The following is a 24,658-nucleotide window of genomic DNA, read 5'->3' as shown; positions in this document are numbered from 1 at the left end:
CGGATAATAAATAAAAACATTAAAATCTTGTAAATTTACAAAAAAGTCAATTTACAACACAAACTTAAAATTATTTAAATTTTTTAGGTCAACACTAAATCCCTTTACCCTAATTCCTATTTTCATAAAAATGTATGAAACCTTATTAGTGTTTTCAAAGCATTTTTACCAACTATTATCTTGTAATAATTTTCATTTAGAATTTATATTTAAAAATATCTCACTTGTTAATTACTAAATGTTAGAAATAATAAATAGTATAAACCACATGCTTTAGTATATTTTTTCAATATTTTCAACAATTTTACTTTTCTGTTGATTTATACTTAAAATAAGTATTTTTAAACATGGAGATTCAGATCTGAATTTGCTCCAGTTCCTTTAGATTCAGCAGATTCTTGGTTTGCTCCAGTTCCTTTAGATCCAGCAGATTCTTGGTTTGTTCCAGTTCCTTTAGATCCAGCAGATTCTTGGTTTGCTCCAGTTCCTTTAGATCCAGCAGATTCTTGGTTTGTTCCAGTTCCTTTAGATCCAGCAGATTCTTGGTTTGCTCCAGTTCCTTTAGATCCAGCAGATTCTTGGTTTGTTCCAGTTCCTTTAGATCCAGCAGATTCTTGGTTTGTTCCAGTTCCTTTAGATCCAGCAGATTCTTGGTTTGTTCCAGTTCCTTTAGATCCAGCAGATTCTTGGTTTGCTCCAGTTCCTTTAGATTCAGCAGATTCTTGGTTTGCTCCAGTTCCTTTAGATCCAGCAGATTCTTGGTTTGCTCCAGTTCCTTTAGATCCAGCAGATTCTTGGTTTGTTCCAGTTCCTTTAGATCCAGCAGATTCTTGGTTTGTTCCAGTTCCTTTAGATCCAGCAGATTCTTGGTTTGTTCCAGTTCCTTTAGATCCAGCAGATTCTTGGTTTGTTCCAGTTCCTTTAGATCCAGCAGATTCTTGGTTTGCTCCAGTTCCTTTAGATCCAGCAGATTCTTGGTTTGCTCCAGTTCCTTTAGATCCAGCAGATTCTTGGTTTGCTCCAGTTCCTTTAGATCCAGCAGATTCTTGGTTTGTTCCAGTTCCTTTAGATCCAGCAGATTCTTGGTTTGCTCCAGTTCCTTTAGATCCAGCAGATTCTTGGTTTGTTCCAGGTGCTTTAGGTCCAGGCGGATTTGCAGGCGGATTTGTTGGACTATCTTGACTAACTTCAGAGCATGCTGATGCAATGGCACCTACCAACGGAACCGCTAATGCCAACCCAGTTAATAAAAACTTCTTTTTAAACTTTTTCATTTAGATACCTCTTATAACATAACATGATTATTCGTAAACAAGCAGAAGGTTTAGAAAAATTTCATGTTTTGTTTTTAAATGATGAAAATATTTTGTTTTTTTTTTTTTTTTGTCAAGTGGTTTGTTTAAAAAATCGTGCTTTTTGATAGAAAAATCTAAAAATTAAATCCTTTGTAGTCCAAAATTTAAGGATTACTAAGAAATTATTGTATTTTTTAAATAGAAGTTAAAAAAATAACAAAATTAAAAATTGCAGAATTCAACAAACTAATAATCATATGAAGAATTCTTTAAATTTTTTTTGGCAATATGATACAAATTAAAAATGTTTATGTTTTTTAAATTAATTAGCTTGAAAAACAAACTTAATAAGACTAATTTACTCAACTAATTTACTCAAAGATCGAATTTTCAAAATCCTTTTTAAGAAAGCGAAATATTAAAAATGTTGAAGGCAAATACCAATTTAAACTCGATTATAATAACCGCAGTAACCTGGGACATAGTAAGGGTCAAATAAAAATGGATTGATTGTTATTGATTTATCATTAGTCTTTAGATTGAAACGATGAAACCAAATAACAAAACAACTGGAGACAATGATAATTTTAAATTATATTATGGATCTAATTATAAAAAGGTTGTTTTTACAATCTGTTTTACAACTATGAATTTGGAAACTAAATTTAAAAATTGATTAATAAAATTTAAAATATCAAAACTAAACTAAACTTAATAATAATTCTAAATTAGTAATATAAATGTTAGTTAGTTCACATTAAAAAATTATTCATTTTTTAAATAAGCTATATACTAGAAAAATGTAAAAATGTTAAATTCCAAAACTACAAAATGTATATTAACTTTCATGGTTATTAAAAAGATCAAAAAATCATAATTTTTCCATTGTAAAATTTCTAATCTTAATAATTTTTACTTATTTTATAGATCAATCATTGAGTTTTTTAATCTGTATTTAGCAACTGTTAGTTTTTTTATTTCTTACTAATTAAGTATGCAAAGTGCTAATCGTTTTGCTAATTTGATATCATGCCTATAAATAACTTGTGCAATTATTTACGATAATAAATTTATGCGAAATTCTTTAGTGCCTCATCATCTTTATCAAAGAATTGTGACTACTTAAAGTTTAAAAAATCTTTATTTATTAATCTAAATTAATATAGGAAAACTACATATTTGTAGATGATTTCCATAATGATTTAGATTAGATAACTAGTAGTAATGCATCGTTATCAGTTTAAATGCTAAATTTAAAATTATTTTAAAAAATTGCAAATTCAAAAAAGCAAAATAATTTATAATAGACTATCATTATTTTCAACCATTAAAAACAAGAAAGTTCAATTTTAAAACTTTTTATTAGAAGGATCAAAAGAGGTAATTAGTATGGCAAAAAAAGATAATGATTCCAAATTTCAAAAATTGATTCTTGAGCAACTAAAAGAACTTGCTGAAAATGTTAAGAGCACAAACAAAAAGGTTGATCAATTGGATCAAAAGATTGACAAGAATAAAATGGAATTAAAAAAAGAAATTGAAAAAACAAACCAAAAAATTGACAACAATAAAATTGAATTAAAAAAACAAACCAAAAGGTCGATGAACTGGACAAAAAAGTTGATAATACTAAAATTGAATTAAAAAAAGAAATTGATAAAACCAATCAAAAGGTTGATAAACTAGAGAAGAAAATTGATAATAATAAAATTGAATTAAAAAAGGAAATTGATAAAACCAACGAAAAGGTTGATAAACTGGACAAGAAAATTGATAATACTAAAATTGAATTAAAAAAGGAAATTGATAAAACCAATCAAAAGGTTGATAAGCTAGACCAAAAAGTTGATCATGGTAATGCAGCAATTAACGCCCGGATTGATTCGTACCATTTACCTACTGACATACCACCGCCACCACCGCCAGTACAAAAGCTTTACAAATTAATGAAAAATATTGTTATAGTCCATGTTGATGTTTCATGAGATCAACATAAGTTAGAACTATTAATTAAACAAATTTACCAAGATTTTAGTCATCTTAAAAAGAAGAAAGTTGGTTACGTTCAGTTTAGAGTAGATGCTAATATGATTGAGTTCGTTGAAAAATACTTAGAAACAATTGAATTTTACAAGGATTATCAATATCTAATTGATCAGGAAACTGATGAATCAAAGCGTTTTTAAACGGTATTTTAAAAATCTTACTTGTTGAATTAATTTTCTGGTTTTAATTTAAAAATATTTTTTATTAATTAGATTTATTTAGAGTATTTTTTCCTGATTTTTTTGAAATTAAAGAAAATATTATATCGGTAATAAGAATTTTATATAGAAAAAAATAATAATGATTAATTTTAAAATTGGTTGTTAGTCAAACAAATAAGTTTCATAAAAATATTGATATACTTAATTAAAAGTCAACAGAAAGTTATCTTTTTTAAAGTACTTTAAGTTTTACTCTTATGGTAGTGCCATCACTAGTTGCTGACATATCGTATTGAAAGTTTAAAAATTTCTGCAGGGGCAGAATTTTTTTATCATTGTTTTATTCTAAGGATTGTAGTGTTGCAATTATTAATGCTGGTACAACACTTTTTTAGAGTTATTAGCAAACTGTAGCAAAAGATCATTGCTTTTAAAATAACCAAGTAATTCTTGAACCTTATGGGTTTAGTTTCTGCAAATTTTTTGTCTTGTAAACTAGAGCATACTGAAATAATTAATTCAACTAATGGATTGCTAACGTTAATTTGCTTAATAATTTTTATTCTTGATTTTGGATTTAGATCAATTTCATATTATATTTTTTCCTAAATATAAAAATATCAAAGCATTCGTCACTAGTTTAAATGATGTAATAATTATCAATTTTTTCTTAATGGCTTATTTGCATATTCAATGCTTTGGTAAAAAAATTTAAATAAAAACATAGGAAACTTTACATAAATAGAATTTTATTGCTGCCATAATAAATCAATAAGGATTTCTTTTTAAAAAAGGCTAACTCGCTGCATTTTTACTCCTGGATATTGTTGTTTGCTCTTGCCTTTAGTTTTTCATTGCTTTAACTTATACTTTTTAATAATGAATTCTTTAATTAACTTATTATCTTGCAAATCTCCAGTATGTTAAAAAATTTGCTGTCTTTTTTACGACAATTTTCATTTTTAATGAACGAGATCTTCAAGAATTTACAATTGGAAAACGATCAATAATGGCAAATTAGTGGCTAAACTTTTCAGGTATGATGATTTGATCTTTTACAAAAACAGTAGTTACATTCTTTATTTCTGATCATAAATTCTGTAAGATCATGACTAAAAATTGCAACAATCTTTTGTTTGTCAGTTTCTAAAATTTCGTTGACGAAACTAATTCACAAACACACTGATGTAATTGTTCCAACTACAAGAACCGCTAACACTATCCTAGTTAGTAAATTTTCTTCTCGATTCCTCATTTAAGGGTATCCTTGCTAGGATGGACTTTGCAACTCTAAAATTCCAAAAATATTATCGTATGTAATTTTTATAATGGGCTGATTTTCGTCTTTTGTCACGAGAGTCACCTAAAAATTTAATTATTATACTGAATGAATTTATCTTATATCAAGTGCAATTATCTTTTTTAAAAATTTAAATTTTATTAAAAAATAAAAATGGTTTTAAACTTGGTAATAAGAATAAAAATTTATACAAAGTAATAACTATCCTAAGATTGGATTCATAACTAAAGATTTTCCATTATTTTATGTATTAGCAATATTAATTTAAAAATTATTTAGCTGTTCTTGCTTTACTTAAAACATTGCTTGCTGAAAACCAAATTTTTAAATTTTAATTATCCGAAATTAAATAAAATGTTATGACAATTTTTTAATGAAATCAATAATTTTGGATGTTGTTTTGCGATCAGATGTTTTAATAAAAACAACTTCTTTGCAATACTTCAAGGCCGCTTTTTCAACAATTGAAGCCAGTGTGTAATCAGCTCCCTTCGCATAAACATCGGGTTGAATTTTTTCTAGCAATTGTGATGCATCAGTCTCGTCAAACGGAATTAAATAGTCAACATATTTAATTGCACTTAAGACTTGCATCCGGTCAGCCAATTCGGTAATTGGTCTTGTTTCACCCTTAATTTTTTTAACTGATTTGTCGCTATTAATTCCAATAACTAAAACATCGCCTAAAGCTTTTGCCTTAGTTAATAATTCAACATGTCCAGAATGCAGAAGATCAAAAACACCATTAACAAAAACGATTTTTTTATTTTTGTTTTTAAGATTGGCAATTTTTTTAAAAATCCATTCATCATCTTTTAAATTATGGAAAACCAGATCACCAACCACTTCACTAAGTTCGTGTAAATCGATCATTGAAGTGCCTGGTTTTTGAATCACTAATGAACAAGCAGTATTGGCAAGTTGAACGCATTGTGCAAGGTCAAATTTTTTTAAGTACGTAGCAAGAACAGATAAAAAAGTATCACCAGCTCCAGTGGCATCAACCACTTGACATGATTGCACACCAAAGGTTTGAATTTCATTTTGATGATTAATTCAAATGGTCGGTTCGCTTGCTCTGGTAATGATAATGTTATCAAAACGAAGCTTTGATCTTAGTAGTTTTAATTCTTTAAATATTAATGTTTCGGTATCTTGAATCGGATGAGTTAAAAGATTTTTAAATTCAAAATAATTTAACTTTAAAATCGAAATATTTTTGACTTGGACTGTATCTTTAAAACGATTATCTAAAATAACGGGAATATTAATTCTTTTAGCGTGCAAACTAATTGTATTAATAAATTTAGTTGTTAAGAAAAAATCTAAATATTTTGAAATTACAACACAATCATATTTGCTTAAATTTTCCAAAACATATTTTTTAAGTTTTTTTTGAATTTTTAAAATGGTTACTTCATCAACATGAGTTGAGCTGTCAAACCTGCCAGTTTGCTGACCATTAGAAATCATTCTGGTTTTTACAGAAATACAACCATCAGCAACATAAACTTTTGCATGAATTTTTTGTTCTGCAAAAAGCCGTGTAAATAGACTTTCTGTTTCTTTTGAAACTAATCCACAGTAAGTAACTTCATTATCTAGTGCTGCAAGATTGCGAGCAATATTAGCTCCGCCACCAAGATTAACATGTTCATTAATAATTTGCTGAATAATTACTGGGGCTTCATTTGAAATTTTTATTGGCAATAAATGAAGATAGCGATCTAAAATCGTATCTCCTATAACAAGAATTTTAGGCATACATAAAAATCATTAGATTAATTATATTTTAAAGTTGTATTTTTGCCGAAGTAAAGAAATAATGTCATTGTTCTTAAAAAATAATAGAAGACCAGCAGGTAGTTGTGTTTCACGCACCTTATTTTCAAAGTACAAAATTATAAATAATTTACAAATGATGAATGGATGCAATGATATTTTTGCGTATTTCAGGCCGTTATTTTAGTCATAATCTTTCGAGTAATTTGTAGTAATTTTGATATTTATTAATTGATTAATTTTTAAACCTATTTGTGCTGATTAGTAAATCTTATTTTTATGAGCTTTTAAGTTAAAAATAAACTAACTAGCAGCAAGCCAGCGACTTGGTTTTTTCAAACCTTGTTCAATTAATTTTTCTTTTTTACCCATGAAAAAATACATATGAATTGCTCCAATTAATAGATTAATTATCCCAACAATTGCAGCATTAATAGTCGGCAACCAAAGAAAAACATTCATTCCTTGTGTTCCGCTAAGATCTAACGCAAATGCATTAAAAATAAAAAGTAAAGGTAAAAAAATAAAGATTCCTTGCATGGTTGAAGAAATCCATGATAAAACAATTTTTTGAGTTGACTGAAAGTAGAGTTGGGCTGTTGTACCTGCTGCAACAAAAAGAACTCGTAACGCTAGAATACGTAAGATTCGATTAGCTTCATCCAAATCACGCCCAGTAGTAACGTTAAATAGATTTATTAATAATGGATTGGCAATGGCAAAAACTAAGAAAAAATAAATAATGATTCCATGAGCAAATGACAGGATTGTTACATATCAATAAACTGCTTTGATAGAAGCATAATCTTTTTTTCCATATTTATAAGCACAAACAACGCGTCCGCCTTGAATCACACCCCAAATTGATTGCAAAGCAAGGCCAGTTATGGGAGCAATACTTCCAAAAATCGACTGGTAATAATTTTGTGGGACTAAAACGCCATCTATTGATGGTTGAACAGCAATTGTCACGCTAACTAAATAAGTTTGAAATAATGCGTTTGATAACGCTAAAGAGGCATTTCTTAATAAAGAGGCTAGTCCAACTAAAATAATTATTGAAAAATAATTTGAAGCATATAACTTAAATCTTAATTTGCGAACATCAAGATAAGATTTATCTTTAATAGACATGATGAAACTAAAAATAAAATAAGCCGAAAAATTTAAAAATCAGCCAATTACTGTGGCAACAGCTGAGCCGTTTAAACCCAAAGTGGTAAAACGAATAAAAACTCAATCTAATAGAAAATTCACAAGATTAGCAATTACTGGAACGATCGAAATAAACACCTGTCGTCCTTCGCTTTGTGATAACAAATAGTACATTTGTACAAAGACTTGTAAAACATTAAAGCCCGACAAAATATAAATATATCCTTGGGCGTATTTAACTTGTAATTTTTGAAAAATTTCAACCGAAAAACGATCAATAATTTTTTGGTCTTCTGATGATCCTTTCGAAAATGAAGCACTAATGCCGCCAGATGCACTTTGGGACAATCAAATTGAAGAAAATCCAAGAATTGCCATGGATGTGGTTAACCCAAGTACTAGATTTGTAATAAATCCTGTTGATCAAATTTTTTGCAATTCATTCGGATTGTTTCGAGCTAAAGCTTTCCCATAAGAAACAGAAATTCCCATACTGATAAAAACCGTTAATCCGTTAAGAATAATGGTGATAGGAACACTAATCGAAATGGCAGCCCGAATTACATCGATAACTTCTAAAGGCTGCCCTTTAGTTCGGTAAACAGCGTTTAAATAATCAATATATAAATTGTGATCACGACTTGGCAACTGTAACGCTTGGATTTGGAAAATATTTAATCTATCAACATTTGCTGCAGTGAGAGCACCGTTTAATTGATCGTGTGCAGATGTAAAAATGGAGTCAGGGTTTAAATTTGGTGACCGTGGGACAAATTTAACAATCATAATTTGGTCACCAAAGAAATATAGGGCTTGAAACATACTAACCATAATTGCTGGTCCAACAAATCTTAAAATTACGAAAAAAATATGTTTTTTTTCAAAAGGATTATTTTTAATTAACTGTTTTAGTTTTGGATCAAAAGAATGCATGTATGATAGTTAGTTATCTAGAATTAGTTGAAAATAAAAACTAGTGAGTGCTTGATTTTAAAATCTCACAATAGGATGATTATAATATTTTAACCTTATTTTTAACAAGGGTTAGTCAGACGCAAGAAAGCGTTAAAAAAGATTGTTTTCGATAATTTTACGCATTTTAATTTCGTTTGGCAAAAAAAATTAAATACTAGTTTTTAAATATTGTGTTTTATTAATTTAGAAGATCCTTTTAGACGTCAATTAACAACATATATTTGTATTATCTTCGCGATCCATAAAAACAACAAAGAAAAAAAATGCCAAAAAATAACTCGGAATTAAAATAAAATAACTTAAAGTGTTTCGTTATTTTTTAAACATTTTTGCACTAACATCAGCTGCACCTAAAAAATAAAAACAATTTGCTAGAAAAACAACATAGATAATCAAAATAACTGCATTACTTTTTTAGCAATGCTTGTTTTGTGATCCATTTTTGCCTTTTGTAACAGAAAAGTACAAAAAAAAGTAATTAATAGGTGGAAAATTCTAAGTCTAAGATATATGGCTATTAATTTAGCATAAGTTAGTTATTTTTCGATATTTTTACTACTAAAAAAACTCAAATTTAAAATACTTAATATTCGTTTATCAAAAAATAATTGATGGCAGTAACAACTGATAACAACTAGTCAAAACCGATGTTAAATATAATATTTATAATATAATATTTATAATTAATATATAATTAAGATTAATGCTTGCATCTAACTTGTAAGCAACAATAAGTTAAAAATACGGAGTTGTTCATTAATATAAATGCAAACGACTAAATCAGTTGCAGTCCATTTTGATCGCATAAGTTTTGGGTATGATGAAACTCTAGTAGTTAAAGAAGTTTCATTTGAAATATATCAGCCAGAATATGTTTGTATCATCGGGCATAATGGTTCTGGAAAATCAACAATATCAAAATTATTAACAGGATTATTAAAACCCCGATCAGGCACCATTTATTTATACGGTCATCCGGTTACAAAAACAAATTTAAAATTTTTACGTGATAGTGTTGGGATCGTTTTTCAAAATCCGGATAATCAATTTATCGGGATTACTGCTGAAGATGACATTGCTTTCGGACTTGAAAACCGAAAATTCCCCCGAAATGAAATGCGAGCAATTGTGCACAATGTCGCTAAACAAGTAGGCATTGAACATATTTTAAAAGTTGAGCCGCATAAACTATCAGGAGGGCAAAAACAACGGGTCGCGATTGCCTCAATTTTAGCGATTAATCCGAATGTAATCTTGTTTGATGAATCAACATCAATGCTAGATCCCAAGGGAAAAATTGACATCAAGCAGTTCATGATCACCTTAAAAAATAGCGGAAAATCGATCATTTCAGTGACTCATGATATGGAAGAAGTCATTAATGCTGATCGCGTATTTGTTATGAATCATGGTCATTTAGTACGTGTTGGTAAACCTGAGGAAATTTTTCAAGATGAAGAATTTTTAAGGGAAATTCGTTTAGATATTCCTTTTACCTTATCACTAGGAAAAGAACTTAATAAAAAAAATCCATTCATTGAGCCTACTTTAAACCAACCAAAGTTAATTAGGAATATTTTGCAATGTATAAAAAACAAAAATTAATCTCACCCCTAGTTGGGGATGAAATTTTAAAAGTCACTAATCTTAAATGTGTTTTTGATGAAAATACACCAGATGCTTTTAAGGCTTTAGATGATATTAATTTCACTTTTAAAAAAAATAAAGTTTACGCCATTATTGGTGATTCTGGTAGCGGCAAATCCACACTAGTTACTCACTTCAATGGTTTACTAGTTCCTAAATATGGGAATATTTGGGTAAGAAACATTTATGTAGGTGGTAAACGCGGCAAGATCAAAGAATTTAAAAAACTAAGAAAAACGATTTCGATGGTTTTTCAATTTCCTGAATACCAATTATTTAAAGATACGGTTTTAAAAGACATTGCATTTGGACCAATTGCTTTAGGATCAACAAAACAAAAGGGTTATCAGCTAGCCGAAAAGTATTTAAAAATTATGGGCCTAGATTCATCTTTTTTAGAAAAAAGTCCCTTTGAATTATCTGGTGGACAAAAAAGGCGAGTTGCGATTGCTGGTATTTTGGCAATTGAATCAGAAATGATTATTTTTGATGAACCAACAGCCGGTCTTGATCCCGATGGCGAACGCGAAATGATGAAGATTATCTTGGATGCTAAAAAGGCCGATAAAACATTATTTGTCATTACCCACCAGATGGAAAAAGTCTTAGAGATTGCTGATGAAATCTTAATGTTGGCCGAGGGGAAAGTTTTAGATCATGGCACTCCTTATGAAATTTTTACAAATAAAGAATTGTTATCCAAAACTTCAATCAAACCTCCTCCGGTAATTAAAGTTATTAACCAGTTGTCGCAAGCTGATGAGCGTTTTCAAAAATTATATGAATTAAAACCTAAAACTGTTAATGAACTTGCTGAAGGTATCTTGGAAATATTAGGAGAATAAATGAATGAATAATTTTATTAATGGTTATATTTCAAGAAATTCCATTATCCATAAAATGAATCCAACTTTAAAAATGCTGATGTTCATTAGTTTTATGATTTTAATTTTTATTCCCATTGGTTTTGTGGCCCAAATGATTGTTTGGTTAATTGTTAGTTCTTTATTTTTTGTAGCAAAATTGCCATCACGAATTTATTTCTCCACGATTAAGTCCATTATTTTTATGTTTTTAATCTTATTTTTTATTAATTGGTTTACATACCGTGATCCCGGAGCGATCAATTTTTATGATTTACCTAATGGCAAACCAAATAATATTTTTGGATTTAATTCCATCGGGCTTTACCAAGATCGCGTATTATCAAATATTTTTGATGGGAAAAACTTTTTTAATAGTAATAATTTCCATTTAGAAGGAAATAAGATGGTTAACGTTCAGTTCCAACGGGAAATGATACCTGGAGAAAGAATTGCCGACAATATTAGAAACTTATTAAATAAAAAAGAAGCGATTACTTATCAAGATTTTTTATCAAGATTAGCACAAATTTATCCAGAAGAAATTAAAACTTATACAGTTAATGGGGCAGTTGATTTTTCAAATTTTAAAATGGTAGTATCAAAAGTGGTTGGGGCTCAATTAACTGGCATTAGGGTTTCTAATAGTAGTGGGGTTTTAAATATTTTTCCTGTTTATGAATTTAAAGGATATGCTTTATCAATCCGGACGCTAATTCAAACCATATTCATTGCTCAAAAAATTTACATGATGATTCTATTAGCCACAATTTTAACAACAACAAGTACATCGATTGAATTAACTTTTGCCATTGAACAATTATTATCGCCTTTTAAACTTTTGCGATTACCTGTTAATGCACTAGCAATGACAATTAGTATTGCCATTCGTTTTGTTCCTTCATTATTATTAGAATCACAACGCATTTTAAATGCTCAAGCTTCGCGCGGAATTGATTTTAAAAACGGTAAATTTTGGGAACGGGCGAACGCTTTAATTTCCTTAATTGTTCCAATGGTTTCAATTGCCTTTAGAAACGCAGGTGAATTATCGAATGCAATGGAAGCTAGATCCTATGATCCTAGATATGCCCGAACAAGATATCGTGTTTTTGAAGTTCACCATTTTGATTGACTTTTCTACTTATTTCTAATGATTCTTGTTGGATTTGGAATCTTCATTACAGCACAGCGTTTATTATTTGCACCTTTGGGAAGCCCAGAATGACTCGTTCAAGGATATGCTACTAATATTGCACTAAGATCTTAATAAAACACAAGATTATGCATTACTCTATTCCATTTCCGAAATTTTTTCTTCAATAAATTTGATTTCTTCGTCAGATAATTCAAACATTTTATAAAGTTGCTCATCGATTTTAGGTACAGATAATTCTCAATTAATTTCATTATTTGTTCTAAAATCTAGCACGGGAACAAAACGAAAAGTTTTTTGAGTTGTGTTTTGCGTTTGTTTTTGAATTCCTACTAAAGCTCTAAAAAATTTAGTTCGGATATATTTAATTAAATTTTCGGCTTCCTTTTCGGTGTCAAAACCACCAATTTCTAGAAATGTTTCTGTACAACATTCTTCTGGTTCAGCCAAAATCGGACTTGACATTGTTTCGCCAATAGCACCGACTCCGTAGGCTTTAGCAATAAAAATTTTATATTTTTCAAAAGCCTTGGTCTTCTTAAATTTCGCTAATGAATGATTTTTGGGAAAATACATCCGTAATCGTTTCTGATTTTTGCCCAATCCCAAAATAACATAACTATCTGGAGTTTTTGTGAATGAAAAAATCGATGATTCTTTTTTTTCAGAATTGTTCATAACGTCCGTAGTAAAACCATAAGGATTGCGCGAAGAAACTATTGTGTCCAAAAATTCATTTTTCTTACTTTTTACTTTGTTCCAAATTGCTATTAAGGACTTGTACCGAATAAAAACATCTAAATCTGATTCTTTTAAATAACGTTTCGATGTTTCTTTGTTTCCTTCAAAATCAATAGTTGTGATGTCGCATTTACCAACATAATCACGATTAAACAAAAAATAACTTACCCCCCCCCTTGATTTCATTATCAGGGAAGCATGTACTTGCATCGCAATAGTCGTAAAGATACATTAAATTTTGGTTTTCTAGCATTCGGGCTCTAAAATCATCCAGCCCTTTGCCACCGGTCATTCAGCGTGATGGCGTAATTAATGAAACATATTTAACATTTGAAAACAAAAAAGCAGCGTCCACAAAATATTGATACAAGGCACTTGCACTTGCTTGGGCCCCGCCATCTTTTTCCTGATATGGTGGGTTGCCAATAATTACATCAAACTTCACTGCATCACCTCATCATTTTTTTATCGAATCGTTAAACCAATTAGGATTTTTGAAATTGCAATCATTTTCATATTTTTGTAAATTTAAAACCAAATCCTTTCGTCCTGCTGATAAATAATTAGAAATAAGTTTAACTAAAATATCACTCGGGCAAATTCGTAAATTTGCTTTTCAAAAATTCATTTAATTCGTTCTTGGACATCAACAATTTCATTTTGCAAACCAATGTATAAACGCTTGATAACCTCAGCTAAATAAAGACCACTCTTGCAGTAAGGATCTAAAAACTTATGAGTTTTATTGGTAAATAGTCCAGGGATAGTTTCTTCCAATTTGTCAACCATTTCTTTAACTAATTTTTTTGGCGTAAAAACCTGATTAGTTTTCTGAGTGGGAATGAAATTAAAAATATCATTATTAATCGTCTCATCAAAATAATTGGCTAATTCATTTTTCAATTTGTAGAATTTTTGAATGCTGTTATTGAAAATAACTTCATTAAAAAATCCCGAAACTTTGCCATTTTCGTCAACGCAACCGTTTTTTAAAAGGCAAAATTGTTCGGCTGTAATACTACTAATTTCTTGAAAGGTTTGTGGATCAGTTTTCGTTTCATAATTGGCTAAAGTTATTTGTTTGTCATCACAAACCATTAAATAAATCGGAATCGTGCGGGTAAAGCCGCGTAAATGGGCACGGGTTACATCTTCGCGTTTTTTCTTATCCACATCATCTACAGCATTTTTTATTGCTTCAAGTGATTTTTGAAAGGCTTGGTCAACTTTTGCATACAATTTTTCGTTGTATTGTGTCTGGATGCTAGTTTCTAATTTATTTAATTCTAGTTGGTCATTTTCATTTAAACCAAATTTAATTTTTTGACTTATTAGTTCTTGAAATCGATTAATTTGATCCTGTGATTCTTCTTCAATTGTTTCTAACTCTCTAGCAATTTCCTTTTTAAAATTATTATCAATTTTCTTGATTTTATTTGTAGGTAATTTCTTAATATTTTTAAGAACATTATTTTGTTCTAATTGATAAGATTCAAATATTTTCTTCATTATTTCCGAAGAATCATAATGGTTTACTGTATCATCCAAAGTTTCATGATCATTCTGTTTTCAGACTGAAGCAACTATTTTTTTACCAAAAACACCAGATTGGTTAATCGTTATCGCTTCAAGGCTATTTTTACTATCGGAATCATTGTTAATTAATGCCAAGTTTGTTTTGCTTTTTTTCTTGTTGTTAATTGGCTCAATCTGATCTAAAATTTCTTTAATCTGATTAGGCATCCGAAAAATATTATTGATATTAGCAAACAAAAAATTATGCATAAAGCCACTTTGAACAACTTTTTCTGATTTAATCTCATTAGGAATCGTTAAGACATCATCAATATTCAGTTCACACAAAGAACCCTTGGAATCTTCGGAAATTACGGGAAAGAAATTTAAAACAGCCTCAATATTTTTTCGGCGTTGTTCGTTGTTAACTTTGTATTGTTCACCAACAAGTAATCCATTAGCAAAATCATCATAAAACTTAAGCGTTCGGTCTGGGGCAAAATCAAAAATATAAGCATTTTCTTTTACTGCAAGAAATTTTTCATGTTGCTCATTTTCAACTTCGTACTCGTGCGGGTTTTGAACCCGAAAAGCTGATTGAAAATATAAACTTGCTGATTCAATGTTACGCAACATCAACACACCAGTTCATTCGGGAATAGTTACGCCAGTCGTTAATTGACCGACTGATAATGTGATCGTCTTGCTGTGTGGCTTATCAATGGCCTCACGAACTTTGTTAAAACTTTTTTGATTTTTTCTAAAACCAGTATCAAATTCATTTATTACTTGTGAACAACCTGATCCTTTACCAACTGCTAAAACAATTTCAAAATTTTTGAAAAATTCGTGGTTATTCAGCAAGTTTTTTAACGCTTTAGCTGCCGCAACACTAGGCAATAATCAAAAAGTATGGTGCAGTCGATTGACATATTGTTCAGATGAACTGAAAGGGTATTTACCTTGAGTTATTACATCTAAAAACTTTTTTACATCTTGTTCATGAACAAATTTATGATTTTTACCAACACGAAAAAATTCACCTAAATCAAATGCATACTGCGAATCTAAACTAAAGTCATCTTTAATTTTTGATTTAAGCTCCTTTTGGATCATTTCACTCATTTTATAAGTAAACAAATTCAATTGTGGCAAACGAGCATAAGGGTTTGAGCCATTATTCTCATCCCAATCATTTTTGGCTTTTTGTTCATCATGATAAGATCAATTAAAAATTTGATCTTCACGAAATTTTTCAGTAGCAATGGCTTTAAACGGAGTACCCGATAAATGCAAGGTAAATTTAGTTCGTAATGAATTTAAGGCCATTTGGCTTTTTTGTGTGTCAATAGCTTCGTGGGCTTCATCAAGAACAATTACATCCCAATCCACTTCTTGCATTCAAGCTAATTTTTCATAAAAACCACCAGCAAACTTAGCGCCCTTGAAGTCTTGTAAGGAAACAAAAGCAATTCTTCTAATTGGCTTGTTTGGGTGTTCTGTTTTAAAATTTTCATATTGCTTATAAGACATGCTATTGCGTTTAATTGCAGACGATTCAGAAACAAACCGATACCCTTCATCTGTTCTTCAACTGATAAAATCATCAAAATCATTAAATCATGAATTTGCAATAGCCGGACGGTTGCACAAAATTAAAACATTACTTGCTTGAATTTTTCTAATGAAATCATAGGTGGTTAAAGTTTTGCCAAAGCGTGGTTTGGCATTTCATAAAAATTCTTTTGGTTGTTTTTGCGAATGAAAATAATTAAAAGTGCAAGTAACAGCTTGACTTTGTTCCGCACGCAATATATAGTCTTTTTGGCCTTGAGGATTTATTAAAGGATCATAGTCAATTTCAATAAACTTTTCAGTTAATTTTAAAGCATCTTCTTCCCGCCCTTTAAAATCAAACCATTCAGTCCCATTTGGTCCACCAGTTTCTTTGCTACGTTTAATTTTATTAAATTCAAAATACCGGTGTAAATCTGTATCCCGAAATCATGTGCCGTCGTTCTTTCGTGCTAATTTTCAAAAAAGAATTTGCGGTTGAAATCCAGCAGTTTTCGTTTGTTCATTAACCCGTGTTTCAATATCTCTTGTTGTTTCACCAACCTTAATATGACCAACAAAATTAGGTGCTTGTCGTTCATCGTGAGTATATGCATAAATTTGATATTGTTTTGTTGTGTAGGGATTAATTGCTGTTGCTGATTTTTTTACCATAATTAGTCGCTTGATTTACAAATATAATTCGAATAAGTTGCTTAAAATTTTTAGATAATTCAATGGCAGTATTATAAAACATTTGCTGTATAGTGCTGATAATTCTTGTTTTTTTAATCATTAACTTTTTTATAAACAACAAATAATTTGCATAAAAACATTCAAGATTTTAATTACAAATCAAAATGAAAATTTAGGAAGTATAAAATATGCAAAAATGCATCTTTTTTTTAGGTTTGATGGTAGTAAAAAATTACTGAATTTACTTAATTTTTTGATATTATTAAATATAGTTTACAAACAGTATTTAACATTCTGCATAAAATAGTTCCATGTTTGTTCACGTTGTTCCTTCGACCAATATGTTAGCATCAAGAAAACCAGAATTTAATTTTAGTGTAATCATTCCAACATACAATTGTGCCAAATATTTACCGATTGCCATTAATTCAATATTAACGCAAGATTATGGATACAATCAAGTCCAAATATTAATTATTGATGACGGTTGCACTGACGAAACACCAAGTGTTGTTCAAGAATTTTTAGATAAGTATCCCGAAAATATTTTTTATTTTAAAAAACCCAACGGCAATTGAGGATCAGTAATTAATTATGTCAAAAAGCACAAATTAGCAAAAGGCAAGATGATTACGATTTTAGACAGCGATGATTATTTTGGACAAAATGCATTAACTAAAGTCGCAAATCATCTAGATGAACAGATGGTTGTTTGTTCTTTTAACTGTTTAACAAATAAAAAGCAAGTTGTTTTAAATCCTTTTTTTGGAAAAACAAGAAGAATTACAAATAAACATAAACTAAGAACGCCACATAGCCAACCCTTGCTTAAATTTTATTGCCGTGATTTATTTTATAGTTTAGATGATCTAGTTGAGAACATTTGGTATCAAGACTGCATTATGTACCACGATGCGATTTCCAAAACTAGTTCAGTTTATTACATTCGTGAACCTTTAGCAACTTGGTATTCATCAAGACCAGGTAACTCCACAACAGCTCCGTGATCAAATGATTTAAAATTTGAAACATGATGTAACATTTTAAAACACATGTGTCTTAATGATGCTGGAGTCGTTGTTTATATTTATACGTTACTTCCAGGTTTTATCGAAGAATTAAAGCAAAGAAATCGGATCATCGAACTACCATGCCGACCATCGTATACATGACTTCCAAAAATCCTTGAACCGTTTTTTGCAATTTACGTGCATTTTAAAACAAAAAAAGTGATTCGATACACAAACAAAAAACAAAAAATTCATGATTTTTTATTAAACAGTAAAAAAACTGTTAATATTTGCAATGATCTTCAAAAGAAAGGACCATAAAAACTGATGGGAAACATTATTGCTCCAAATGACCTCCGTGCTGGTCATACTATTTTTTTTAACAATAGTATCTATTTAGTAATTTCTAACTCATTCAATAAAACAGCGATGCGCAAGGCCATTGTTAAATGTAAGGTAAAAAACTTACGTACTGGTTCAATTACCGAAGAAGTTTTTTCTGAAAAAGTCGAACAAGCCCAAGTTGATAAAAGAAAAATGGCTTACATGTACGAAAATAATTCGACATATGTTTTTATGGATAATAACACCTATGAACAGATTGAAGTACCTACAAGTACTTTAGAATACGAAAAAAACTTTATTACTGAAGGTGTCGAAGTTAGTGTCCTGTCATACAAGGACGAAATTTTAGGTTTATCGCTACCAGATAAAGTGGTTTTAGAAGTGAAATATGCTGAGGATGCTGTTCAGGGCAACAGTGTTTCCAACGCCATGAAAAAAGCCACCTTAGTAACTGGATATGTTTTAGATGTTCCGCAATTTATTAAAACTGGTGAAAAAATCATTGTTTCCACCGAAGATGGATCATTTCACAAACGTGCCTAACTCTTTCTGATATTTAACAATTTGACCCAAAGTTATGCATAAACGTTAAGTTAAATTTATGAAAAAACAAATTTGAGCCAAACGGGTCGCGGTTTTTGAATACATTTTTTCATGTCTTGCCAAAAATGAGCAAGATCCTAAAACAATTATTAACGAATTAAAAACTTTTCCTGATATCGATCCGTGACAAATTAAAATTGTCACTTATTTTTCTTATAATTTAAATAAGACAATTGCAAAAATTCAAGCCTTAACAACAAAATCCAAATGATCTTATGAACAAATGGATTTAATTTTAAAAGCCATTATTCACGAAGTGTATAATGAAAGGTTAGCCCACAAAACAGACAAGGCGATCCTAATTGATCAATCTTTAATCACCATGGATCATTATGGCGAGCCAAAATTAAAAAAAATTTTGCACGCAATAATTGATAAAATTATTGAATAACCATCATCTAAGCATGAAACGAAATTGAAAAACTCACTATAATATTGTAATTGCTAATTTCTTATTAGTTCTAGCGATAGGAATTAACCTTGTTATTTATAAAATAGTAACAGATTTACAAGCAGGCATTATTAATCCGTATATTCTTCTAGCATCACCATTAATTGGAGTGATCATCTCAATTATTTTATATTATTTTGATTTACAGTATTTTGTTGCTGATTATCCTTATAAAAAATTTTATTTCGACAAAAAATATACAAAATTTTATTTAATTGGACTAGCGGTTTTTGCTTTTGAAATTCTGGTTTTGATTACTTTGATCGTAGGTATTGTAATTCATTTCACTAGATCTTTAAATGATTCTGGTGGCTTTACTTATCTAGCAATCTGAAAAACCAAAAGGATCAGTGAATATATTGATAGTGACCGGGCAATTGCAAGCACAATTAATATTTTAAGAATCTTATTATGAATTAGTCTTGCAATTGCAACCGTTATTGGCGTCATTAGTTTAGGTTTTATCAAATATTCCCGATTAAAAATTGATACGCAGTTGTTAATTCATGAACGAAAAAAAGAAACCGAAGTTGCCTTTAGCGATCAAAACCAAAATATTAATGCTGATAATACTGCTGTCATTATTGATCTTGATGCAAACGAAACAAGGAAAAAGAGTGATAAGCAATCACCAAAAACTAAAAAAGAAGAACCCGAACTCCCAAGTGCTGGTTTATCAAGTATCTAAAATTATTCTTGTAGTTGTTGATAAACAACGTCAATTTTTTCAAGATTTACCTTATTTGTCTTGAAGCCAAAACCCTCACCTTGGGCATATTTAGGGATTACGTGCATGTGAAAGTGAAACACTTCTTGTCCAGCCACTGAACCTTCATTTGATAAATAGTTTATACCCCATGGATCGAGTGCGGAATTCATGATTTTTTTGGCAATACTAGAAGTTAAGTGCATGACTTCATTCAAAGTGGCCGATGGTGTGCTTGATAAATTCTCATAATGATCTTTAGGAATAATAATGGTGTGCCCATTAGCCACAGGGTTTACATCTAAAAAAGCGAGGGCATGATCAGTTTCGCCTAAAACCTTTGCTGGAATTTTTGATAACACAATTTTACAAAATACACAATCTTCTTTTTTAGCCATTTTAGCCTCCAATAAAGTTCATAATTTTTTTATGAAACTACATTGCTTTAATTTTTAATTAAATGGTTTGATAATTATCTTGGATTAGTTGCTACTAACAATAATCTTTACATTCATTAATTCAATTTACCTATTTAGTATATATAAAATTATAGTTGTGATTGCTGCGAATCAAAACAAAAGTATCAATTTTACCGCTTTTAACACAATTTTAATGGTTCCAAAATTGGTGGCGCTTTGCCGCCAGCAAAACCATTATGCAATTCAATGCCGTTAACCACAACAGTGTGCAGCAACTAATCCTTGCCTTCAATTATTAATAGCCGCTTTTAAGTCACCATGATCTGTAGTCATTAAAAACTAAATCTAGCAATTTTACTTTTTCAAATTAATAAAAATTAAAAATTATGTAATTGATGATAAAAAAATGTCTTGAAGCAATCTTGTCAAAACTGCAATATTAGTTTTTTTTGAACATAATTTTTAAAAAGTAAATTTTGGCTAAAAAAAGACTAAATTTTGATAATTTTAATTCTGAATTTATTTAAATTCAACCTCATTAACTGATTGATTTTAATACCATATTTATTTATCTATATATAGATAAGGTAAAAAAACCTTAAAAAATATCTTTGGAAGCAAATTTATTAAGTATATTTTTAATGTATTTTGCATGGAGAAATCAGAAATGAAATTATTAGTGATCGAGTCGCCTAACAAAATCAAAACTTTACAAAAGTATTTACCTAGCGATTTTGAAATTGTCGCTACGATTGGGCATATTAGGGACTTGCCAACGGTATGAAATGGTGGTTATGATGAAGAAACCTTTGAGCCCCGCTGGGTGGTTCCCAAGCCACGTACTAAAAATGAGACATCAAAAAAAGACATTATTGACAACATCCAAAAGCGAGCAAAAATTGCCGAAGAAATTTACTTAGCTAGTGACCCTGATCGGGAAGGTGAGGCAATCTCGTGACACGTCTATGAAATTATTAATAAGGAAGATCAAAAGAAATGCAAGCGCATTGTCTTTAATGAAATTACTAAAGAAGCCATTATTAGTGCCCTAGAAAAACCTCGTGACATTGACAATGAATGGGTTCGCAGTCAGTTTGCTCGCAGAATTATTGACCGGATGATTGGTTTTCGGTTATCAAAACTAGTTAAATCCACATTGTGGGCTGAATCGGCTGGACGCGTACAATCAGTTGCTTTAAAATTCTTAGAAGACCGTGAAAAAGAAATTGAAGCGTTTGTTCCAACAAAATGGTGAACTGTCGATGTTATTTTGAAAAATAACGCACCTTTGATTCTGCGTAAGATCTCACCAAAACTAGCAAGTAAACTAAAATATGATGAACCCAAAGAAGTATCGGGTATTGACTTTTTAGAAGAAAAAGATGCTCATGCGGTGAAAGATTCATTAAGTAAAGAATTTGAGGTTTATGCGATTGATGAACCTAAATACATTACTCGATCTCCAAAAGAACCATACAAAACGTCAACCTTGCAACAAGATGCCATTAATAAATTGGGCTGAAACAGTAAACGAATTACCGCTGTTGCCCAACGCTTATATGAGGGTGTAAACGTTAATGGTGACCAGATTGCTTTGATTTCCTATCCACGTACCGATAGTGTACGGATCTCAGACAACTTCCAAAAAAGTGTTTCAGCCTACATTTTAAAAAATTATGGTGAAAAATATTTATCAAAATCAGTTGCGAAAACCAAGAAAGCAACAAGTACAGTTGCTATTCAAGACGCCCATGAGGCCATTCGGCCAATTGATATAACCATTACGCCTGAATCAATTGAAGATAAAGTAGAAAAAGATTTTTATGCTTTATATAAACTAATTTGAATCAGAACAGTAGCGGCATTTATGAACGGAGCTCGCTATAAACGGGTTGATGTTCGGTTTATTAACAATGAAAATAAATTTTATGCAACTAGTAGGGAAATTGATTTTGATGGTTATAAAAAAATCTACACCCATTATGATGACAAAGATCCAGTCCACCAATTACCACTTAATGATTTAAAAATTGGCAATAAATACCAATCAAAATCAGTAGATATTAATAAACACGTAACTAGTCCGCCGCCACGATATACCCAAGCGTCTTTAATTGCGGGTTTGGAAAAAGCCGGAATTGGTCGGCCATCAACTTATTCGAAGATGTCTAATATTGCTTTGGATCGTGGTTATGCCAACTTAGAAGCCCGGGCATTTGTCCCAACAATTTTGGGTCGAAAGGTGATTACTGAACTTGAAAATAATTTTCCGAAAATCATCAACAAAGAATTCACAAAAAACATGGAGGACAAGTTAGATAAAATTGCCGAGGGTAAAGAAGAATACTTCCACTATTTACAATCATTTTGATCGGAGTTTAAAGAAAATATGGATAAAGCAATAGCAAACATTGAAAAACAACCGCCTGAAAAAGTTGGTCGTAATTGTAAAGAATGTGATAAAGATTTAATTTACCGTTTTAACCGGCGTAGTCGCGAAAAATTTATCGCTTGCTCTGGTTATCCTGATTGCCGTTATAATGAATCCTTAAAAGAAAAAGAGAAGCCAAAACTACTAGATCGACAATGTCCTGAATGTAATAAAGAATTGATTGAAAGAAAAGCCAATCGCACAGGTAAGCCTTTTGTTGGTTGCTCGGGGTTTCCAAAATGTCGATATATCGAATCAAATCGGGGCAAAAAAGTGAAAAAAAGTGAAAAAAAGTAAGTTCTTTAACACCTTTTTCTTTAAGCAAATAAATGGTTATAAAATATTCTTGTTATAAACTAAGTACTATAAATAAATTAGAACTATAAAGGGTTATTAAATATGACTGTAATCAATTCATCCCAAGAGTTTAAAAAGACACTTGAAGAAAACGAACGCGTTCTTGTTGATTTTTATGCTGACTGGTGCGGTCCTTGTAAAATGATGGCACCGTTATTTGAACAAGCATCAAAGGAAGTTACTGGTGTAACTTTTGCTAAATTAAATGTTGATGTTGTGGCTGAAGTTGCCCAAGAATTTCAAATCTTTTCCATTCCGACCACAATTGCCTTTTTAAAAGGAAAGATGGTTGGTCAACCAACGCCTGGATTCATGCCAAAAGAACAAATTATTAAATTAGCAAATACTTTAAAGAGTGAATAACTCTTAATTTTTGAATAATTAAGCAAAAAGAAGATCGCGACAAACAACAATGCGATCTTCTTTTTTACTAAGCACCCTGGTATCACTCCAGGGTAAAAACAGTTAATTTACTTAGTTGAATACCCTAAACTCACAAACAAAGGTTATCTATATTGACTCCCTTTTAAATACAACACACACTATCACCAATAAATTTAAAATTCCGTTTTTAGTCTAATAAATTTTACCGGCTTTAGTTTTGTACAATCAAGTTTTAAAAATAGTAACGCAACCAGTTATCTATAAACGCAAGTTAAAATAATTCCAATATTCTAACTTAAAGACAAAAGCACTTGTTAGTTTTTTAAAGTATTACCTTCCAATTAACGTGGTTGATGCCACGTGTTAATTATACAAAATTAATGCAAGCCGATTTAGAAAGATAGTAAGACAAATCTCGGTAAAAACTCGATTTTAAATATTGAATTTTTCTTCTTGAATGCTTTAAATTAGTGCTAATTTCTTTAATCGTATGGTTATTAATAATTTGTCTTAAAATTTTTTGCTGTTTTTTGGAATATTTTTGTAAGCTTTTGTCAATCAATTCATTTATTTCATTCATTTCTAAATATTTATTAGGGTCATATTTTCATGAACTATTATTAGCACAAATTACATCAAGATTTTCTTCACTTAAAATAGCAATTGGGGTGTAATTTTCCTTATCAAATAATAAATCACGAATGTAGGTACGAATGTAATTTTTAACATATAGAGCCAAATATTTATTAAATGCGGTTTTTTTACGATCATCAAATTTACTCCACGCTTCAGTTAAAATAATGTAAGCAATGGTTCGCAGGTCTTGATATTCAAGATAATTTTTTGTTGCAGGATAACGTCTGATAATGTTATTCACAATTGCTAAAACATAAAAATAAAAGTTATCAAATAAATCTTTTTTAGTCGCTGGAGCATTTTGGTTGATTGCATCGTATTTTTTCATCTTAAAAATCCTCAGCCAAAATTATCCTAAAAAAGTTCGAAAATTAACTATCCTATTCTTATCTGATTTTTCTACGAATATTTAATAAAAATAAACCTTGAT

At 30.1% G+C, this 24,658-nt stretch carries 20 protein-coding genes; 11 read left to right on the top strand and 9 right to left on the bottom strand.

What is annotated here, in order from left to right:
- Positions 1-227 precede the first annotated feature (227 nt).
- The gene (locus ABDB96_RS03945; protein ID WP_425528242.1) at positions 228-290 is read right to left on the bottom strand and encodes a tetratricopeptide repeat protein; all 63 of its coding nucleotides are present in this window, start codon (positions 288-290) and stop codon (positions 228-230) included.
- A gap of 14 nt (positions 291-304) precedes the next feature.
- Entirely contained in the window at positions 305-1,213 is a 909-nt protein-coding gene (locus tag ABDB96_RS01450; protein WP_343251748.1) for a DUF7486 family protein, read from the bottom strand.
- 1,471 nt (positions 1,214-2,684) lie between these two features.
- Here ABDB96_RS01450 and ABDB96_RS01445 point away from each other — a divergent pair.
- Complete coding sequence (locus ABDB96_RS01445; RefSeq protein ID WP_343251747.1) at positions 2,685-2,939, top strand: hypothetical protein; 255 nt, start codon at positions 2,685-2,687, stop codon at positions 2,937-2,939.
- Between the two features lie 302 nt (positions 2,940-3,241).
- Complete coding sequence (locus ABDB96_RS01440; protein WP_343251746.1) at positions 3,242-3,481, top strand: hypothetical protein; 240 nt, start codon at positions 3,242-3,244, stop codon at positions 3,479-3,481.
- A 1,678-nt stretch (positions 3,482-5,159) separates the two neighbouring features.
- Here the strand turns inward: ABDB96_RS01440 and ABDB96_RS01435 are convergent.
- A complete protein-coding gene (locus ABDB96_RS01435; RefSeq protein ID WP_343251745.1) occupies positions 5,160-6,566 on the bottom strand; it encodes a PfkB family carbohydrate kinase in 1,407 nt (468 codons plus the stop codon).
- A 321-nt stretch (positions 6,567-6,887) separates the two neighbouring features.
- A complete protein-coding gene (locus ABDB96_RS01430; RefSeq protein ID WP_343251744.1) occupies positions 6,888-8,672 on the bottom strand; it encodes an MATE family efflux transporter in 1,785 nt (594 codons plus the stop codon).
- 807 nt (positions 8,673-9,479) lie between these two features.
- Here ABDB96_RS01430 and ABDB96_RS01425 point away from each other — a divergent pair.
- Genes ABDB96_RS01425 through ABDB96_RS01415 form a run of 3 tightly spaced genes read left to right on the top strand, consistent with a single transcriptional unit; the run spans position 9,480 to position 12,494 of the window.
- Positions 9,480-10,319: an energy-coupling factor transporter ATPase gene (locus tag ABDB96_RS01425; RefSeq protein WP_343251743.1), complete on the top strand. Its 840-nt coding sequence runs from the start codon at positions 9,480-9,482 to the stop codon at positions 10,317-10,319.
- Complete coding sequence (locus ABDB96_RS01420) at positions 10,298-11,206, top strand: ATP-binding cassette domain-containing protein (protein WP_343251742.1); 909 nt, start codon at positions 10,298-10,300, stop codon at positions 11,204-11,206. The genes ABDB96_RS01425 and ABDB96_RS01420 overlap by 22 nt, the downstream gene beginning before the upstream one ends.
- A 4-nt stretch (positions 11,207-11,210) precedes the next feature.
- Positions 11,211-12,494 carry an energy-coupling factor transporter transmembrane component T gene (locus ABDB96_RS01415; RefSeq protein WP_343251741.1) on the top strand — a complete coding sequence of 428 codons (1,284 nt, stop codon included), beginning with the start codon at positions 11,211-11,213 and terminating at the stop codon, positions 12,492-12,494.
- Between the two features lie 24 nt (positions 12,495-12,518).
- On the opposite strand, the gene ABDB96_RS01410 is transcribed toward ABDB96_RS01415, so the two are convergent.
- Genes ABDB96_RS01410 through ABDB96_RS01400 form a run of 3 tightly spaced genes read right to left on the bottom strand, consistent with a single transcriptional unit; the run spans position 12,519 to position 16,865 of the window.
- Positions 12,519-13,307, bottom strand: a complete 789-nt coding sequence (locus ABDB96_RS01410) for a hypothetical protein (RefSeq protein WP_343251740.1) — start codon at positions 13,305-13,307, stop codon at positions 12,519-12,521.
- Positions 13,270-13,749, bottom strand: a complete 480-nt coding sequence (locus ABDB96_RS01405; protein ID WP_343251739.1) for an Eco57I restriction-modification methylase domain-containing protein — start codon at positions 13,747-13,749, stop codon at positions 13,270-13,272. Before ABDB96_RS01405 ends, ABDB96_RS01410 begins: the two co-directional genes overlap by 38 nt.
- The gene (locus tag ABDB96_RS01400) at positions 13,701-16,865 is read right to left on the bottom strand and encodes a DEAD/DEAH box helicase family protein (protein ID WP_343251738.1); all 3,165 of its coding nucleotides are present in this window, start codon (positions 16,863-16,865) and stop codon (positions 13,701-13,703) included. The genes ABDB96_RS01405 and ABDB96_RS01400 overlap by 49 nt, the downstream gene beginning before the upstream one ends.
- A 332-nt stretch (positions 16,866-17,197) precedes the next feature.
- Between ABDB96_RS01400 and ABDB96_RS01395 the strand changes: the two genes are divergently transcribed.
- The 4 genes from ABDB96_RS01395 to ABDB96_RS01380 are packed head-to-tail and all read left to right on the top strand — an operon-like array spanning position 17,198 to position 19,983.
- Entirely contained in the window at positions 17,198-18,217 is a 1,020-nt protein-coding gene (locus tag ABDB96_RS01395; RefSeq protein WP_343251737.1) for a glycosyltransferase family A protein, read from the top strand.
- A gap of 6 nt (positions 18,218-18,223) precedes the next feature.
- The gene (gene efp, locus ABDB96_RS01390; protein ID WP_343251736.1) at positions 18,224-18,784 is read left to right on the top strand and encodes an elongation factor P; all 561 of its coding nucleotides are present in this window, start codon (positions 18,224-18,226) and stop codon (positions 18,782-18,784) included.
- Between the two features lie 58 nt (positions 18,785-18,842).
- On the top strand, positions 18,843-19,235 hold the full coding sequence (locus ABDB96_RS01385; RefSeq protein WP_343251735.1) for a DUF1948 domain-containing protein: 393 nt from the start codon (positions 18,843-18,845) through the stop codon (positions 19,233-19,235).
- Between the two features lie 13 nt (positions 19,236-19,248).
- Entirely contained in the window at positions 19,249-19,983 is a 735-nt protein-coding gene (locus ABDB96_RS01380; protein WP_343251734.1) for a DUF5453 family protein, read from the top strand.
- 2 nt (positions 19,984-19,985) lie between these two features.
- Here the strand turns inward: ABDB96_RS01380 and ABDB96_RS01375 are convergent, their stop codons facing one another.
- Positions 19,986-20,399, bottom strand: a complete 414-nt coding sequence (locus ABDB96_RS01375) for an HIT family protein (RefSeq protein ID WP_343251733.1) — start codon at positions 20,397-20,399, stop codon at positions 19,986-19,988.
- 688 nt (positions 20,400-21,087) lie between these two features.
- On the opposite strand from ABDB96_RS01375, the gene topA reads away from it, so the two are divergent.
- Entirely contained in the window at positions 21,088-23,148 is a 2,061-nt protein-coding gene (gene topA / locus ABDB96_RS01370; protein ID WP_343251732.1) for a type I DNA topoisomerase, read from the top strand.
- A gap of 102 nt (positions 23,149-23,250) precedes the next feature.
- A complete protein-coding gene (gene trxA / locus ABDB96_RS01365; protein ID WP_343251731.1) occupies positions 23,251-23,571 on the top strand; it encodes a thioredoxin in 321 nt (106 codons plus the stop codon).
- 388 nt (positions 23,572-23,959) lie between these two features.
- On the opposite strand, the gene ABDB96_RS01360 is transcribed toward trxA, so the two are convergent.
- On the bottom strand, positions 23,960-24,556 hold the full coding sequence (locus ABDB96_RS01360) for a sigma-70 family RNA polymerase sigma factor (RefSeq protein WP_343251730.1): 597 nt from the start codon (positions 24,554-24,556) through the stop codon (positions 23,960-23,962).
- Positions 24,557-24,658 lie beyond the last annotated feature (102 nt).

The organism is Mycoplasma amphoriforme A39, from assembly GCA_000723365.1.
Lineage (GTDB): Bacteria > Bacillota_I > Bacilli_A > Mycoplasmatales > Mycoplasmoidaceae > Mycoplasmoides > Mycoplasmoides amphoriforme.
Note: the sequence above shows the minus strand (reverse complement) of the source record. Positions and strands in the feature narration are given on the sequence as shown.